The 14,980-nt window shown below is 32.9% G+C and carries 15 protein-coding genes; 3 read left to right on the top strand and 12 right to left on the bottom strand.

Annotation, left to right across the window (positions count from 1 at the left end; all coding sequences use genetic code 11):
- Positions 1 to 77: 77 nt before the first annotated feature.
- Genes C1X07_RS18075 through C1X07_RS18060 form a run of 4 tightly spaced genes read right to left on the bottom strand, consistent with a single transcriptional unit; the run spans position 78 to position 3,868 of the window.
- Complete coding sequence (locus tag C1X07_RS18075) at positions 78 to 1,316, bottom strand: DUF1015 domain-containing protein (protein ID WP_103071444.1); 1,239 nt, start codon at positions 1,314 to 1,316, stop codon at positions 78 to 80.
- Entirely contained in the window at positions 1,316 to 1,939 is a 624-nt protein-coding gene (locus C1X07_RS18070) for a M23 family metallopeptidase (protein WP_103071443.1), read from the bottom strand. Before C1X07_RS18070 ends, C1X07_RS18075 begins: the two co-directional genes overlap by 1 nt.
- 29 nt (positions 1,940 to 1,968) lie before the next feature.
- The gene (locus tag C1X07_RS18065; protein ID WP_103071442.1) at positions 1,969 to 2,856 is read right to left on the bottom strand and encodes a 3-hydroxybutyryl-CoA dehydrogenase; all 888 of its coding nucleotides are present in this window, start codon (positions 2,854 to 2,856) and stop codon (positions 1,969 to 1,971) included.
- Positions 2,857 to 2,902: 46 nt separating this feature from the next.
- Positions 2,903 to 3,868 (bottom strand): Gfo/Idh/MocA family protein, encoded by a 966-nt coding sequence (locus tag C1X07_RS18060; protein WP_103071441.1) that lies wholly within the window; start codon positions 3,866 to 3,868, stop codon positions 2,903 to 2,905.
- 150 nt (positions 3,869 to 4,018) lie between these two features.
- Here C1X07_RS18060 and C1X07_RS18055 point away from each other — a divergent pair, with 150 nt between their 5' ends.
- Both C1X07_RS18055 and C1X07_RS18050 read left to right on the top strand, forming a co-directional pair.
- Positions 4,019 to 4,660 carry a protein-L-isoaspartate(D-aspartate) O-methyltransferase gene (locus tag C1X07_RS18055; RefSeq protein ID WP_103071440.1) on the top strand — a complete coding sequence of 214 codons (642 nt, stop codon included), beginning with the start codon at positions 4,019 to 4,021 and terminating at the stop codon, positions 4,658 to 4,660.
- A 13-nt stretch (positions 4,661 to 4,673) separates the two neighbouring features.
- Positions 4,674 to 5,273 carry a hypothetical protein gene (locus C1X07_RS18050; protein ID WP_103071439.1) on the top strand — a complete coding sequence of 200 codons (600 nt, stop codon included), beginning with the start codon at positions 4,674 to 4,676 and terminating at the stop codon, positions 5,271 to 5,273.
- Positions 5,274 to 5,287: 14 nt separating this feature from the next.
- Here C1X07_RS18050 and smpB read toward each other — a convergent pair whose 3' ends face one another.
- Together smpB and C1X07_RS18040 are read right to left on the bottom strand one after the other, a co-directional pair.
- Positions 5,288 to 5,746 (bottom strand): SsrA-binding protein SmpB, encoded by a 459-nt coding sequence (gene smpB / locus C1X07_RS18045; protein ID WP_103071438.1) that lies wholly within the window; start codon positions 5,744 to 5,746, stop codon positions 5,288 to 5,290.
- Between the two features lie 88 nt (positions 5,747 to 5,834).
- Complete coding sequence (locus C1X07_RS18040; protein ID WP_103071437.1) at positions 5,835 to 6,191, bottom strand: DUF3887 domain-containing protein; 357 nt, start codon at positions 6,189 to 6,191, stop codon at positions 5,835 to 5,837.
- Between the two features lie 227 nt (positions 6,192 to 6,418).
- On the opposite strand from C1X07_RS18040, the gene C1X07_RS18035 reads away from it, so the two are divergent.
- Positions 6,419 to 7,168 (top strand): DUF6503 family protein, encoded by a 750-nt coding sequence (locus C1X07_RS18035; protein ID WP_103071436.1) that lies wholly within the window; start codon positions 6,419 to 6,421, stop codon positions 7,166 to 7,168.
- Between the two features lie 168 nt (positions 7,169 to 7,336).
- Here the strand turns inward: C1X07_RS18035 and C1X07_RS18030 are convergent, their stop codons facing one another.
- The 6 genes from C1X07_RS18030 to clpB all read right to left on the bottom strand — a co-directional run bounded on the left by C1X07_RS18030 (position 7,337) and on the right by clpB (position 14,973).
- The gene (locus tag C1X07_RS18030; RefSeq protein ID WP_103071435.1) at positions 7,337 to 9,043 is read right to left on the bottom strand and encodes a hypothetical protein; all 1,707 of its coding nucleotides are present in this window, start codon (positions 9,041 to 9,043) and stop codon (positions 7,337 to 7,339) included.
- 452 nt (positions 9,044 to 9,495) lie between these two features.
- Positions 9,496 to 10,008, bottom strand: coding sequence for a SixA phosphatase family protein (locus C1X07_RS18025; protein ID WP_103071434.1), 513 nt, complete (start codon positions 10,006 to 10,008; stop codon positions 9,496 to 9,498).
- Between the two features lie 261 nt (positions 10,009 to 10,269).
- Complete coding sequence (locus C1X07_RS18020; RefSeq protein ID WP_103071433.1) at positions 10,270 to 10,752, bottom strand: acyl-CoA thioesterase; 483 nt, start codon at positions 10,750 to 10,752, stop codon at positions 10,270 to 10,272.
- A 55-nt stretch (positions 10,753 to 10,807) separates the two neighbouring features.
- Entirely contained in the window at positions 10,808 to 11,404 is a 597-nt protein-coding gene (locus C1X07_RS18015) for a TetR/AcrR family transcriptional regulator (protein ID WP_103071432.1), read from the bottom strand.
- A gap of 108 nt (positions 11,405 to 11,512) precedes the next feature.
- Complete coding sequence (locus C1X07_RS18010; protein WP_103071431.1) at positions 11,513 to 12,160, bottom strand: hypothetical protein; 648 nt, start codon at positions 12,158 to 12,160, stop codon at positions 11,513 to 11,515.
- 212 nt (positions 12,161 to 12,372) lie between these two features.
- Positions 12,373 to 14,973, bottom strand: coding sequence for an ATP-dependent chaperone ClpB (gene clpB, locus C1X07_RS18005; protein ID WP_103071430.1), 2,601 nt, complete (start codon positions 14,971 to 14,973; stop codon positions 12,373 to 12,375).
- Positions 14,974 to 14,980: the final 7 nt, after the last annotated feature.

Here is a 14,980-nt window from a genome sequence, read left to right as displayed (position 1 = left end):
CTAACAGAACACTTAATCATAGAAAGGAATTAATTTCAACTATCTGTTAAATAGGTGTCTAAAAAGTAACAAGGATTTTAAAATTCATAAATAGTAATTCCACTTCTTAATTTAGGTTCAATATACGTGCTTTTGGGAGGCATGGTTAATCCTTCATCTGCTATTTTTTTTATTTCTTCGACAGAAGCAGGAAAAAGACCAAAGCCTACTTTAAACTCTTTATTATCTACTCTGCTCTTTATAGATATAATATCATTCTTGCCGTGAGAATATTCTATACGAGTATCAGTACGAAGGTCTTGGATACTTAGAATAGGTTTTAATACAGTTTTATATAAGATCTGTGCATCGAGCTCTTCTAAGGCATTTGTAAATTCATAAGACGTTTTTCTTAGGTATAAAGAATAGAATTCGCCATCTAGATACATACTAAAATGATGTGATTTTGAAGGTTTGTACGCCTCGATCCCTCTGTTTTCGATTCGGAACCATTCATCCAATTGTATAAGAAACTCTTCTTTAGTTAGTCCATTAAGATCTTTTACTAGTCTGTTAAATTCATAAATTTTTAGATCAGATTCCGGTATTAAATAGCTCATAAAGAAGTTGTAAGCTTCATCTCCTTGATGATTGTTGTTATTTTCTTTTAGATCTTGAGATAATAAATATGATGAAGCAGAGCGATGATGACCATCTGCAATATATATCGTTTCTATGGCAGAAAAGGCATTTTGTATACTAAGAATAGATTTTTCATCATCTATTTTCCAAAGATAGTGTGTGTCCCGATTGGTGGTAGTGAACTCATATTCTGCTCTAGCCTGGACAGTTTTTGATATAATTGCTGCAATCTCTTCATTGTCGGGATAGGTAAGTAATACAGGTTCTGCATTAAATCCTACAGTCTTTAAATATTCTTTAAAAGTATTTTCGCGATATTCAATAGTATCTTCATGCTTTTTTATAACATCATTTTCATAATCTTCAGTACTGGCAGCTGCTATAATTCCACAAAATGTTTCCTGTTCTCTATTTACAATCTTGTATACATAATATGATGGTCTATCATCTTGCATAAAAATATGATCTTCTTTAAACTCCAGATACCTATTGCGAACTAGTTTATATCGTTCTTCTCCTGCTATTTGTTTTTGGTATTTATATCCTGGATTTACAATATGTAAGAAAGAATAGGGATTATAATCCATTCTTGAGTCTCGCTCAAAAGGAGTGTAGCTCTGGTATGATCTGGATGCAACCAGATTTACTTTATCTCTTGTGGGGCGAATAGCCTTGAATGGATTAATTTTTGCCATTAATTTTTGTTTATAAATTTAGTAGGATCTAGATACCCATTAGTATTTTTGGAATAGCCAGCGCCAATATCCATAAAGATATTATCTCTAATTTCGAGATGTAGGTGAGCTAAATAGATCCCGTCAGCATTACCAATAGTAGCAATTAAAGCTCCTTTTTTTACAAACTCGCCTTCTTTTATTAGAATTGATTGACAATGAGCGTATAAGGATTCATAATAGTTGCCCTTGTATTGATGTATAATTCTAACCACTTTGCCCCAGCCTCCTTTAATATCTTTGGCAGAGGAAATATAACCATTAGATATCGCATAAATAGGGTCTCCTAGGTCTGTATTACCGCCATTGAGCCCATTCCAATCATCGCCCAAATGATCATTCTCTCTAAATTCTTGGGCATTATAGTAACCTTTGGCATTTGGTTTCCCTACTGGATAATCAAAACTGGTTGAAATGAATTGTGAATTTTTCTCAAAAAGAGAGTCATATTTCTGATATCGATTTTGGGTTTCGTTACTATTTACGCTAGATTTTATAGTGTTATCTATTAAGCCAGGTGTCTTACCTCTATTTTGACAAGACAATAGAGTCAAAAAAGCGACCAATACCAGAAATCTACTCATCTAAAATACAATTTTCAAAAAATTACATTCTATAAAAACTGTTGAGATACCTTTTCTGCTTTTCTGCTTTCAGAATAATCATAAAATCCTTCACCACTTTTTACACCAAGCTTACCAGCCATAACCATATTGACAAGTAGTGGGCAAGGAGCATATTTAGGATTTTTGAAACCGTCATACATTACCTTAAGAATAGAAAGACAAACATCAAGACCAATAAAATCAGCTAATTGTAATGGTCCCATTGGGTGAGCCATGCCTAATTTCATTACCGTGTCTATTTCATTAACTCCTGCAACGCCATTATATAATGTCTCTATAGATTCATTAATCATTGGCATAAGGATACGATTAGCTACAAAACCTGGATAATCATTTACTTCAACTGGAACTTTTCCTAAAGTCTTAGACATTTCCATAATGGTATTGGTTACTTTATCAGAAGTATTGTATCCTCTAATAATTTCTACCAACTTCATAATAGGTACAGGATTCATAAAGTGCATTCCGATTACCATTTCAGGACGATCTGTAACTGCAGCAATTTGAGTAATTGATATAGATGAGGTGTTAGAGGCTAAAATAGTATCTTCTGGACATGCATCACTAAGTTCTTTGAAAATTTTTAATTTTAAATCTATGTTTTCGGTAGCTGCTTCTACTACAAGTTCAGCATACTCTACACCATCTTTAATATTAGTAAAAGTAGAAATATTAGACAGTGTTGCTTCTTTATCAGCTTCTGATATTTTTTCCTTAGCAATCATTCGATCCAAGTTTTTGGTGATTGTTGCTAAGCCCTTATCCAAAGACTGTTGAGATATATCTATAAGTTGAACCTTAAAGCCTTTTTGAGCAAAAGTATGAGCAATTCCATTTCCCATCGTTCCTGCGCCGATTACTGCTATATTTTTCATATGTGTATTGTTTATTTGGATGTGTTTGTATGAATGAATTTAGTTTTTAATGGGCAAAGCAATCAATAATTTTTAACGCTACCTCCAGTGCTTTTTTTCCTTGTTTTAAGGATACGATAGGTATAGTGTCATTTTTTATAGCCTCAGCAAATGTGTCTAATTCATCTAATATGGCATTGTTAGATGGAACATTTGGATTGTCAAAATAAATTTGCTTTTTAACCCCTTCTGCATTTTGAAGAATCATCGCAAAATCATCTGGTTTCTCTGGAGCATCTTTCATTTTTACAACCTCACATTTCTTCTCAAAGAAATCTACAGAGATATAAGCGTCTCGTTGAAAGAATCTCGATTTTCTCATGTTCTTAAGCGAAATTCTACTAGCAGTAAGATTGGCTACACAGCCGTTTTCAAATTCGATACGTGCATTTGCAATATCGGGAGTTTCACTAATTACAGAAACACCACTGGCACTGATGTGTTTAACCTCTGAGTGCACAACACTTAGTATCGCATCAATATCATGAATCATAAGGTCAAGAACAACAGGAACGTCGGTTCCCCTTGGATTAAACTCTGCAAGTCTATGCGCTTCAATAAACATTGGATCGTCTATTTTGTCAGCAACGGCAGTATAGGCGGGATTAAATCGTTCTACATGACCTACCTGTCCTTTTACATTATAGGTGTTTGCTAAATCAATCAGTTGTTCGGCTTCTGCTACAGTATTTGTAATCGGTTTTTCGATAAAAACGTGTTTCCCTGCAGATATTGCTTGTTTAGCAACTTCAAAATGAGCGAAAGTTGGGGTTACAATATCCACTACATCCACGGCATCGATTAATTCTTCTACAGAGCTGAATAGTTGGTAACCAAATTCTTCAGATATAGACTTCGCTTGTGTTTCACTAGCATCATAAAAACCAACTAGGTCATAGTTTTCTGATTGTTCTAGAAGACGTAAATGGATTTTTCCAAGGTGTCCCGCACCGAGTACTCCGGCTTTGAGCATAATTCAAGATTTTACACAAAAATAGTATTATTTATAAATTTTGAATCTTAATTGTATCTAAAATGCAAAATTTTAGTTTTGTAAAGAAAATTGTTTGCTAATCTTTAAAATGTTTATGTAATTTTATCGACCTAAATAACCCTTAGAAAAGTGAAAGATACCCTTAGACATGCCGGAAAAAGAAAACAATTAGTAGATATCTTGATTCAAAAAGGAATTAAGAATAAATCTGTACTGTCAGCAATAAACAAAATACCGAGGCACTTGTTTATGGATTCTAGTTTTGAAGATCATGCATATCAGGATAAAGCATTTCCTATTGCTGCAGATCAGACTATCTCTCAGCCGTATACTGTAGCGTTTCAAAGTGAATTGCTAGAGGCTAATAGGGGAGATAAAGTCCTTGAGATTGGAACTGGTTCTGGATATCAAACGGCTGTTTTGTGTGAATTGGGGTTTAAGGTGTATAGTATAGAGAGACAAAAGGAATTGTTTAAAAAAACCAAACTGTTTTTGTCTAAACTTGGATACAGACCAAAACACTTATCTTTTGGAGATGGGTATAAAGGATTAACAGAACATGCTCCTTATAATGCTATTATAGTAACCGCAGGTGCACCATATGTTCCAAAACCACTATTAAGTCAATTGCAAATCAATGGTCGTTTAGTGATCCCTGTGGGGGATAATAAGCAGATTATGACACTTTTTATTCGTAAAAGTGAAACAGCATTCGAAAAGCATGAGTTAGGAGAATTTAGATTTGTTCCTTTGTTAGAAGATAAGAATTAATAAAAGATTTATATTGAAAAAGATTGAAGTTGTTTTGATATTAGGTGCAGTTTTGGGCATTTTGTTTTTTGTCTTAAATTATCCGTTTGGTGCTATTATTACAATAATTTCTCTTTTAACACTATCATGTATATACTTCTATTTTGGTTTTGCGTTATTTAATAGGGTACAATTTCTAGATATATTTAAAAAAAGTTCGTTTACAGGAATTTCTACTGTTAGCATTTTGGGGGCTATTGGAGCAGGGGTTGCGCTGTCAATTGTTTTGGTGGGTATACTTTTTAAGATATTTAGATGGCCCTTTGCAAGTCAAAACCTTTTAATTGGAGGAATAATGATATCTGTTATTTCTATATTTAGTTTTGTTAGGTTCTTAAAGAATGGGAAAAGGGTTTATAAAGAAATACTTGTAAGGTCTCTATTATTCGGGTCGATTTGCGGAGTATTGTTATTTCAACCTAACTATTTGTTTATAGAATTAAAATATTCTGATTACCCCGATTATATAGAAGCGCTAAAAAAATCAGAAGCAGATCCTGATAATGTTATTTTGCAAAACAAAGAACAGGAAGAGTATGACAAAATGAAAGAACAATGGATGGTCAATAAATAAAGCTACAATCTTTTTTATTTATAATCCTTTTTTATACGATCCAAGGCTCTTTTATTATCTCTATCCTTAATAGCTTCCCTTTTATCATACATTTTCTTACCCCGAGCAAGAACAATATTAAGTTTAGCCAATCCACGATCATTTATAAATAATCGAGTTGGTATAATTGTTAATCCAGAATTTTTTACTTCTTTCTCTAGTTTTTTTAACTCCTTTTTATTCAGTAATAGTTTCCGTTCACTTTTTGGATTGTGATTAAAATAGGTCGCATGAGAATACTCTTCAATATGCATATTGATCACGAAGAGTTCGTTGTTATTAAACTCACAAAAACTTTCTGCAATGTTGGCTTTGCCTTCTCGTATGGCTTTAATCTCGGTGCCGGCAAGTTTAATTCCTGCAGTATATTTATCAAGAAATTCGTATTCGAATTTAGCCTTGCGATTTTGGATGTTTATTTTATTTGGATTCATGTGTAGATATTCGAAATACTTTAAGATACAAAAATACAAAGCTTTCCTGAAAGAAAGCTTCGTGATAAAAACGAATATTTAAATACTTTTAAAGTTCTTGAAATTGTATTGTAGAAATCTTACCGTTAGCATCGAGTTGCAAATCCATTCCTAAATTCGCTTTATCAAATACTGCAGTATAGCTATTAACTCCTTCTGCGGTCTCAATAAAGGTTATGTCGTTTAGATTTCCAAATTGCTTATAGCAACCTTTTACAAAACGAGCGACACCTTCTTTGGTCATAGTTTCCTGCATTTCTGTGGTGTACATGTCAAAAATTGCATCTGTATCTTGGGCATTAAATTGTTTTTGAAAAGCTTTGGTAGCATTTTCATACGTAGAAGCATCTTGAGCTAATACAAATTGTGTTGTAAAAAAAACTAAAAGCAGGACTATATATTTCATAGCATTGATATTGAGGTTAGGAATTGCAAAATAATTATCTTTTTTTTAATTCTAGAACATTATTTGCTAATTGATGATAGTTTTGGGTATAAAACCAGACTAGTTTAGTAAGTAAAAGATCAAATTCTCATCTGATAAATAGGTAATTATGTTTGTTGTTTAGTTTAACAAAATTGTTACAATTATTGATAAGAGAAATATTATTTTCGTTTTTTAAAGCTATTATTATGCAACGTTATTTTATAATTATACTGTTTGTTTTTGCTTCTTTTACTATGACCTTTGCTCAGGTTTCTACTCAGGAAATAGTGGATAAAGTAATAGAAACAGCAGGTGGATCCAGATATGATAATGCAATTATGCATTTTACCTTTAGAGGCAAACAATATAGTAGTAAAAGGGGGGAAGGAGTATATCAATTGGCAAGGACTATTGATGGTCCCAATGGATTAACTTATGATGTTATAAGCAACTCAGGGTTGAAACGTACTATTGAAAATTGCCCAGTTGAAGTTAAGGATTCTTTAGTAACAAGAATTAGTGATGGTGTAAATTCGGTGCATTATTTTGCAAATCTACCTTATGGTCTTAATGCTCCCGCGGTACGTAAAGAGTTAGTTGGAGAATCAGTGATTAAGGGCAAATCATATTATAAGATTAAAGTAACCTTTGATCAAGAGGGGGGAGGTACAGATTTTGAAGATGAATTCTTGTATTGGATACAGAAGGAGAATTTTACAGTAGATTATCTTGCTTATAAATATGCAGTTAATGGAGGAGGAATACGATTTAGAGAAGCTTATAACCCAAGAATAGTGAATGGAATACGATTTGTAGATTATAAAAACTATAAGACAGATGATCTAAGTATACCATTATATGAACTCGATAAATTGTTTGAAAAACAACAACTAAAGCTACTGTCAAAAATTGAACTAAAAGATATTTACGTTTATCTTCAAAGAGATTGTTGTTAACCCGCAGTATGATCTTTTGTCCCTGCGTGCAAATCAAGAGATTTAGGTGCTGTTATAAGCCCCATAAAGTTCAAGTTAATTTAGTGTTCTCAAGCAATTCATATTGAATTAGTTTAAACTTTATGGAGCTGTCTCTTTTTGTAAAAGAAGAATTATTTATTTATGTTATTAATTGTTTTGATTAAAAATAATAGAATTATTTTCTCCTGATTGTAGTAATGTGTTGGACAACCCTTTGCCGGATTGAGAGTTAATAATGCTATTAGAGTTTCCGATTTGGCTGCTGTTAATAATATTTAGTTCACCATTCTGATTACTCTCAATATTGTTTCCTGTTCCCTCTTGAGTATTAAATATCAAATTACCATTTCCTTCTTGACTTTGGGTAATGGTATTATTAGCTGACAAGAGACTGTATCTGCCTTCTTGTAACGCCTCTGCAGAATTGTTGTCTCCGATTTGAGTTTGTTTAATTACATCATTAGTCCCACCATATTGTGTAGCTTTAAGGGTGTTTTTTGACCCATTTTGAGTTTGTTGAACTACGTTGTACATGCCACTATATTGTTGTGCTATACTGCTGTTTTTTTCTCCACTTTGAATTTGATCTATTTTATGACCATAGCTATCTTCTTGAATCGCATGAATGCTATTGTTATTTCCTTCATTTTGAGTTTGACTGATATAATTTGCTTCTCCGATTTGTACAGAGGTAGCATTATTTTTTTCACCTCCTTCCTGTGTGGTAGAGATAGTGTTTTTTTGCCCTGTTTGAGTTTGTGAAATAACATTAAAAACTCCAAGATTTTGTTTTGCTGTTGCAGAATTGTTGTCTCCGGTTTGAATTTGAGAGATTGTATTAGCACTTCCGCTATTTTGCTCGATCTTTAATAAGTTTTCTTTGCCGTCTTGTATTTGAGAAATTTGATTCGTATCCCCGCTTTGTATTATTGTAGAGGTGTTAGATATACCAATTTGTTGTGTATCAATGTTATTAGTGAAACCTGACTGAGTTAGATTAATGGAATTGTATTCACTTATTTGATTTGTTGTTACATTATTAAAACTTCCGGTTTGTAAGGTGTTAATAGTATTCTTTCCTCCATCCTGATGTTGGTTAATAGTATTAGAAAGCTCACTCTGTGATACAACAGCAGTATTATCCCAACCTTTTTGTTTTTGAAAAATTTTATGATTACTACCATTTTGGATGATGTCTGCCTTATTGAAAACATCATTTTGAATTTGAGAAACAGTATTTGTGTTTCCATTTTGCATAATACCTGCTATATTACCTGTACCGGTTTGGTTTTGCCTAATATCACCTAAGTTTCCAGAAGAGTTGATAGTAGCTATATTGGTTACGCCATCCTGCGTTTGACTAATAAAACTTGTACCAAAACTAATTGCTTCTGCACTATTAGCTTCTCCATCCTGATTTTGTTTAATAATTCCACCTACAGAAAAGTTTTGAAAAGTAGCGGTAGCAATATTATCTACTCCATTTTGTGTTTGTTCAATGTGATTATAATAGGAACCAAAGCCTTGCGTAGCTTTTACAGTATTTTGATTTCCTGTCTGGATCTGGTTGGTTTTATTGTAACCTCCCATTTGTAATACATATGCATTGTTTCGGTTTCCGGTCTGAACCTGCGTAATGATTCCGTCTAAAGAAGGTTCTTCACTTATTCCCTGGATGACTTCTGAAGAGTTTTCGTTTCCAAATTGAGTTATTTTTAAGGTTTTTGGGGTACCATGTTGAGAAATGTTTATTGTATTTAATTTACCAGATTGATTAATATCATTTGCTTCTGATTGTGCGAAAATTGAAAATAAGCTTAGCATTGCTAAACAATTTAAAAATACTTTTTTCATGATTTGGTTTTAAAAGGATTAAATTATGTTGCTTGAGTTGTGTTAAATATTAAGGATAAAAATTGGAAGTTGTATATACTCTAATGATTGGTGTTTGAGTAAATAATAGAATTATGCAGGGGTAGTTTTTTGCTAATCCTAAAGTATTGCTTTTCTAGGTTTTTCGATGAAGTGTTTACTATCAGAAAATTTTAGCATTTATAATGTCGGATATTTCTTTCGCATGTTTTTGACTAATCCGAGATAGAATTTTTGTGGTATACGTTGTGAGTAATACGAGTTGTTAATTATCTTAGGCTTAATAAATGGTATACAGGAAGAATATGCGTCTGATTTAGTTTATAAGTAAAGGAGGGAAGGAGTGTAGTTGTTTGTATAGTTTTCCAGTTTTAAGAATTTAGTACATGTAGTCGTGTTAGTACTGGCTTAATTTTGATGATGTTGGGGGGCATTTAATTAAAACGAAGTAGTGTATCAGTAATTACATCGCCAGTAATATTTATAATAAATACTTTACCATATATTTTTTCATCTATAGAATGGTACTTTTTTTTGCCAATAATTTTGTTCACAAAAGATGGTGTTGTGTTACTGTGTCCTACAATGACAGTGATTTTTCCTTTTGTGTTTTTTTGGAAATCAGGGCTGTTTAAATTTTTTGGGTTGTATAAAATAACCTCTAAGTTTTTACTTTTTGCAATAGGTTCAGCTGTTTTTTTTGTTCTAATATAATCTGTTGAATATACCATATCTACAGGTACATCAGCGAGCATTTTTGCCCAATTTTCTGCACGATTTTTTCCTTCTTTAGTAAGTTCTGGATTTCTGTTTTCTGGGTTGCTAAGATCTTTTTCTGCGTGCCTAATAAAGAAATAGGTTGTTGTTTCAGGTTGTTTTGATCCAGTGCTTTGTGCAGATGAGGTTAGTGATAATAGAAAAATAGATAATAGTACTACGTATTTCATTACAGATAAGTTTTTAAAAAAATACCAGGTACAAAATAAGTAATAACATTATAGTTACAATACTTATTTTATACCTGATTAAATTATTCTAGCATTCCCATTTGCCAAATAACGACAATCATAGATATAATAGCTATGATGAAAAAACCTATATAAATATAGGAGCTTCTCTTTTTATGAGAGGAGCCTAGATCCCCAGAAGATTTCATACGGCCTAGTTTAGTGGTTGTATTTATATAAGACGGGCAAAAAATGAAATTGTTACACTTTTTGCGGTTTTAATTGTAAAATTCTTTCTTCAAAGGTATTTGCAGCTACAGGTTCATGAACATTTTGAAATAATTCCATCAGTCTTTGATCGTGATTCCATCGTTTTTGTTGTAGCAGATTAAAATGCACAAAGGCACTCCATAGAACTGCCTTAAGCTCAGTTTTGTCATGGTTCCACATTCTGATCTCTACGCATAATTGGTTTTCGGTGTATCGTATGAGTTGAGAGTCAATAATAACCTTTTCCATTAGTAAAGCCGGTTTTAAGTAAGCAATCTGATTTGTACCTACAACCCAACTGATACCTTGAGTTTTTGCTAATTTAAAAATATCGAGATTGTAGAATTTGTCAATCTGATCCTCTCGAGCATTGATCATGTAGTTAATATAGGCGGCATTATTAAGATGATTGAATGGGTCGCAGTCCTGAAACCTTACTTTGGCGTTGCTTTCTAGTACTTTTGGTAGTTGCATATTTAAATAGTTATAATAATATACCAAACGGTATATTATTGATTAAAAAAAATGATTATTGTTTTAATTCTTTATCAATTATACTATCAATTTGATCCATGGTTTCTAATAAATAACTTCTGTCTTCCATGGTATGAGTCATAAAAATTGCGCCAATTATCATGGTGTATAGTCTTTTTGAATAGAGCATTGAATCTATGTGCGGATTTATCTCTTTATATTCTTGACCTGCTTCGATAATCTTGGCAAGATTACTTTTGATTTTAGTTATTGTATATTTTACACGATCAAACAACAAAGGGTTTTGATGTTTGGCGTCTACTCCCATGTTAAGAACGGGGCATCCGCCTAACTCTTGGCTATAATCGTAGTAATTTCTATAAAAATCTGTGATCAGAAAAAGTTTTTCGATGGGAGAACTACTTTTGGCTTGATGATCCCTAATACGCCTAAGCATATTTTTTACAGTGGTATCAAATGCGGCAATAGCGAGCCCTTCTTTATTTTTAAAATTACCATAAATTGCACCCTTCGTAAGCCCAGTTGCCTTAGTAATATCACTCAGGCTAGTTGCTGCATATCCATTTTTATTAAAGATAGGAGCCACTGTTTGGATTATAAATTCTGTAGTTTGTTCAGATTTAGTAAGCATAAAGCTAGAAATAAGATCAAATATATAAAAAAAATACCAATCGGTATATGTATTTTGAAAATAAACTCTAAGTTTAATTACTTATCTTAAAACTAAAGGGTTAGAAAATCAGTTGTGACCTAAATTACCATAAATCATATCTAAAGCTCCTGTTTTTGTAATACCTTTAGGAAGATTACAAGCGTCTTCAATTTTCATTTTTTGAAATTTAAGTAAAAGGTCAAATTTATCAAGAGCATTTTGAGATTGATCGCAATCTATATTTATATTTCTTACGTGATTTGTTTTTATCTTTTTTGGACTATTACTTCGGTTTTTATAATCCTTAAATTGGCATTTTATAGCATTCCTGTCTTTAAAATAAAAGCGCTCTTCGAGAGTAAGTGTTACATTTACTAATTTACGTTTACCAGATCGAGTTCTTTCATAGTCTTTATACCATATATCGTGTGTGGCATATTGAAAGATTAATTGATCATCCCATACATAGTATTCATCTTTATATTTTACATGACCTTGGCTATAGGTATGTATAACATGTTTTAATTCGTTACCGTTATAATAAAAAGTAAGAGATCCTTCTCCTAGCGTTTGATGGCAAGAATAGTCGGTATGGTGTTGTCTAAGTGTGTTAGCATCTACTAATTCCTTAATTAGCTCAAACTTATTTCTAATATCAGATAGGACTTCCTTTCTACTTTGGCAAAAGGAGATGAATGAGGTTAAAAGAAAAACAAATACAGTGGTTGGTTTCATTGCTAGCGCAATGTACTTAAAACCTCGTTTTTTTCTGTATTTAGTTATTAACCGTTGTAGGAAGAATTTTGTTAATATCTACGGTAAAACCGTAATTTATGCAGTTTAACAAAATTTGATATTGTTGATTTGTTGTTAAAAAAATAGGGTAATTAACCATATTATTAGATTAATTACCCATTTTATGTATCAAAATCGATTTTACAATTTAATTATGAAACTAAATCTACTTGATTTCTAAAGACTAAATTGTTATCAAATTCATCAAGTAGAATAGTACTTTCTGTTGTGATTTTTCCTGCTAAAATTTCTTTCGATAGTTTGTTTAAAACTTCTTTTTGAATAGTTCGTTTAACAGGTCTTGCACCAAATTCGGGTTGAAAACCTTTTTCAGAAAGAAACGATATAGCTTGCTCTGTTGCTTCTAGAGTGATATGTTGTTCTTGAAGCATTTTTGACACAAGTTTTAATTGAAGTTTTACAATCTCGTTTATATTTGCCTTTGTAAGAGGAGAGAACATAATAATGTCATCTATTCTATTTAAAAACTCAGGACGGACGGATTGTTTCAATAATCCTAGTACTTCAATTTTTGCTGCTTCTATAGCGGTATCCATATCTTTGATGTTTTCAAATCTTTCCTGAATAATATGACTTCCCATATTACTAGTCATAATTATAATCGTATTTCTAAAATCTGCGACTCTACCCTTATTGTCTGTTAACCTACCTTCATCTAGTACTTGTAATAGAATGTTAAAAGTATCAGGGTGGGCTTTTTCAATTTCATCCAATAGTACAACAGAGTATGGTTTTCTTCGTACTGCTTCGGTTAATTGGCCGCCTTCGTCATATCCTACATATCCTGGAGGTGCTCCAACTAGTCGACTTACAGCATGACGCTCTTGATATTCACTCATATCTATTCGGGTCATGGCGCTCTCGTCGTTAAACAGATACTCTGCCAGTGCCTTTGCTAACTCTGTTTTTCCCACTCCGGTGGTTCCTAAAAAAAGGAATGATCCAATTGGTTTTTTTTGATCTTGTAGCCCTGCTCTGCTTCTACGTACAGCATCACTAACAGCTTGAATAGCTTCAGGTTGCCCTACTACTCGTTTTTGGAGTTCTTTTTCTAATATTAGTAATTTTTCGCGCTCACTTTGAAGCATTTTGGTTACAGGTACTCCAGTCCATTTTGCAACTACTTCAGCAATATCATCATTAGTAACTTCTTCCTTAATAAGGGATGATTTACTTTGCTGCTCATTTAATTGTTTTTGCAATGCATCTAAGCTTTCTTGAGCCTCTTTTATTTTACCATACCTTATTTCTGCTACTTTTCCATAATCTCCGTTTCGTTCTGCACGTTCTGCTTCCAGTTTGTAGTCTTCAATGTCAGTTTTAGTATTCTGTATTGCATCTACCACTTCCTTTTCACTTTGCCATTTTGCGAAAATCTCATTACGATCTTCCTTTAGGTTTGCAAGGTCTGCGTCAAGAGCTTTTAATTTTGTTTCATCATTTTCTCGCTTTATAGCTTCTATTTCAATCTCTAATTGCATTATTTTTCGATCAAGGACGTCAAGCTCTTCTGGTTTTGAGTTAATTTCCATTCTCAATTTTGAAGCTGCTTCATCAATTAGGTCAATAGCTTTATCTGGCAAAAATCTATTGGTTATATACCGTTGGGATAATTCTACTGCAGAGATAATTGCCTCATCTTTTATACGTACTTTATGGTGTGTTTCATATTTTTCTTTAATCCCTCTAAGAATAGAAATGGCACTTTCTGTATCGGGCTCATCGACAACAACTTTTTGAAAACGTCTTTCAAGAGCTTTGTCTTTTTCGAAATATTTCTGATATTCATCTAGTGTTGTAGCACCAATTGCACGTAGTTCTCCTCGTGCCAAGGCAGGTTTTAGAATGTTTGCTGCATCCATTGCTCCTTGACCACCGCCAGCACCCACCAGGGTATGGATTTCATCAATAAATAGAACGATATCTCCATCACTTGTGGTTACTTCTTTAACTACTGATTTAAGGCGTTCTTCAAATTCGCCTTTGAATTTGGCGCCAGCAATCAGAGCCCCCATATCTAAAGAGAAAATCTGTTTGTCTTTAAGGTTTTCTGGGATATCACCAGCGATAATTCGGTGTGCTAACCCTTCTGCAATTGCAGTTTTACCAACACCGGGTTCGCCAACAAGCATGGGGTTGTTTTTGGTTCGGCGAGAAAGAATCTGAAGCACTCTTCGTATTTCTTCATCTCTGCCAATTACAGGGTCTAGTTTTCCGTTTTCTGCCATCTCATTAAGGTTTTTTGCATATTTACTTAATGATTGGTAGGTGTCCTCTGCGCTTTGTGAAGTAACTCTTTCTCCTTTTCTTACCTCATTTATAGCTTCTTTTAGGTGTTTTTCTGTTACCCCTTGATCTTTTAGTATTTGCGCAATTTTACTTTTGGATTTAAATATTGCAATAACCAGATGCTCGATCGATACGTACTCATCGTTCATTTTTTTTGCAATGATGCTTGCTTCATTAAGCGATTTTCCAGCCTCTCTTGATAGTTGTAGCTCTCCTCCCGAAACTTTTGGAAAGCTATCCAGTGTACTATCTAGTACCTGTTGTAAAAGTGTAATATTAACATTTAGCTTTTTTAATAAAAAAGGAAGCACATTTTCATCAATACTAAAAATGGCTTTGAAAATATGCTCATTTTCTATTTGTTGGTGACCAAAACCTTGAGCAAGTTGCTGTGCCTGCTGTATGGTTTCTTGCGATTTTATAGTGAAATTATTAAAATTCATAATCTTT

Origin of the sequence: Aquimarina sediminis (assembly GCF_002895435.1) — a bacterium.
Classification (GTDB): domain Bacteria; phylum Bacteroidota; class Bacteroidia; order Flavobacteriales; family Flavobacteriaceae; genus Aquimarina; species Aquimarina sediminis.
The sequence above is the reverse complement of the archived record's forward strand: the minus strand, read 5'-3'. Positions and strand labels throughout refer to the sequence as shown.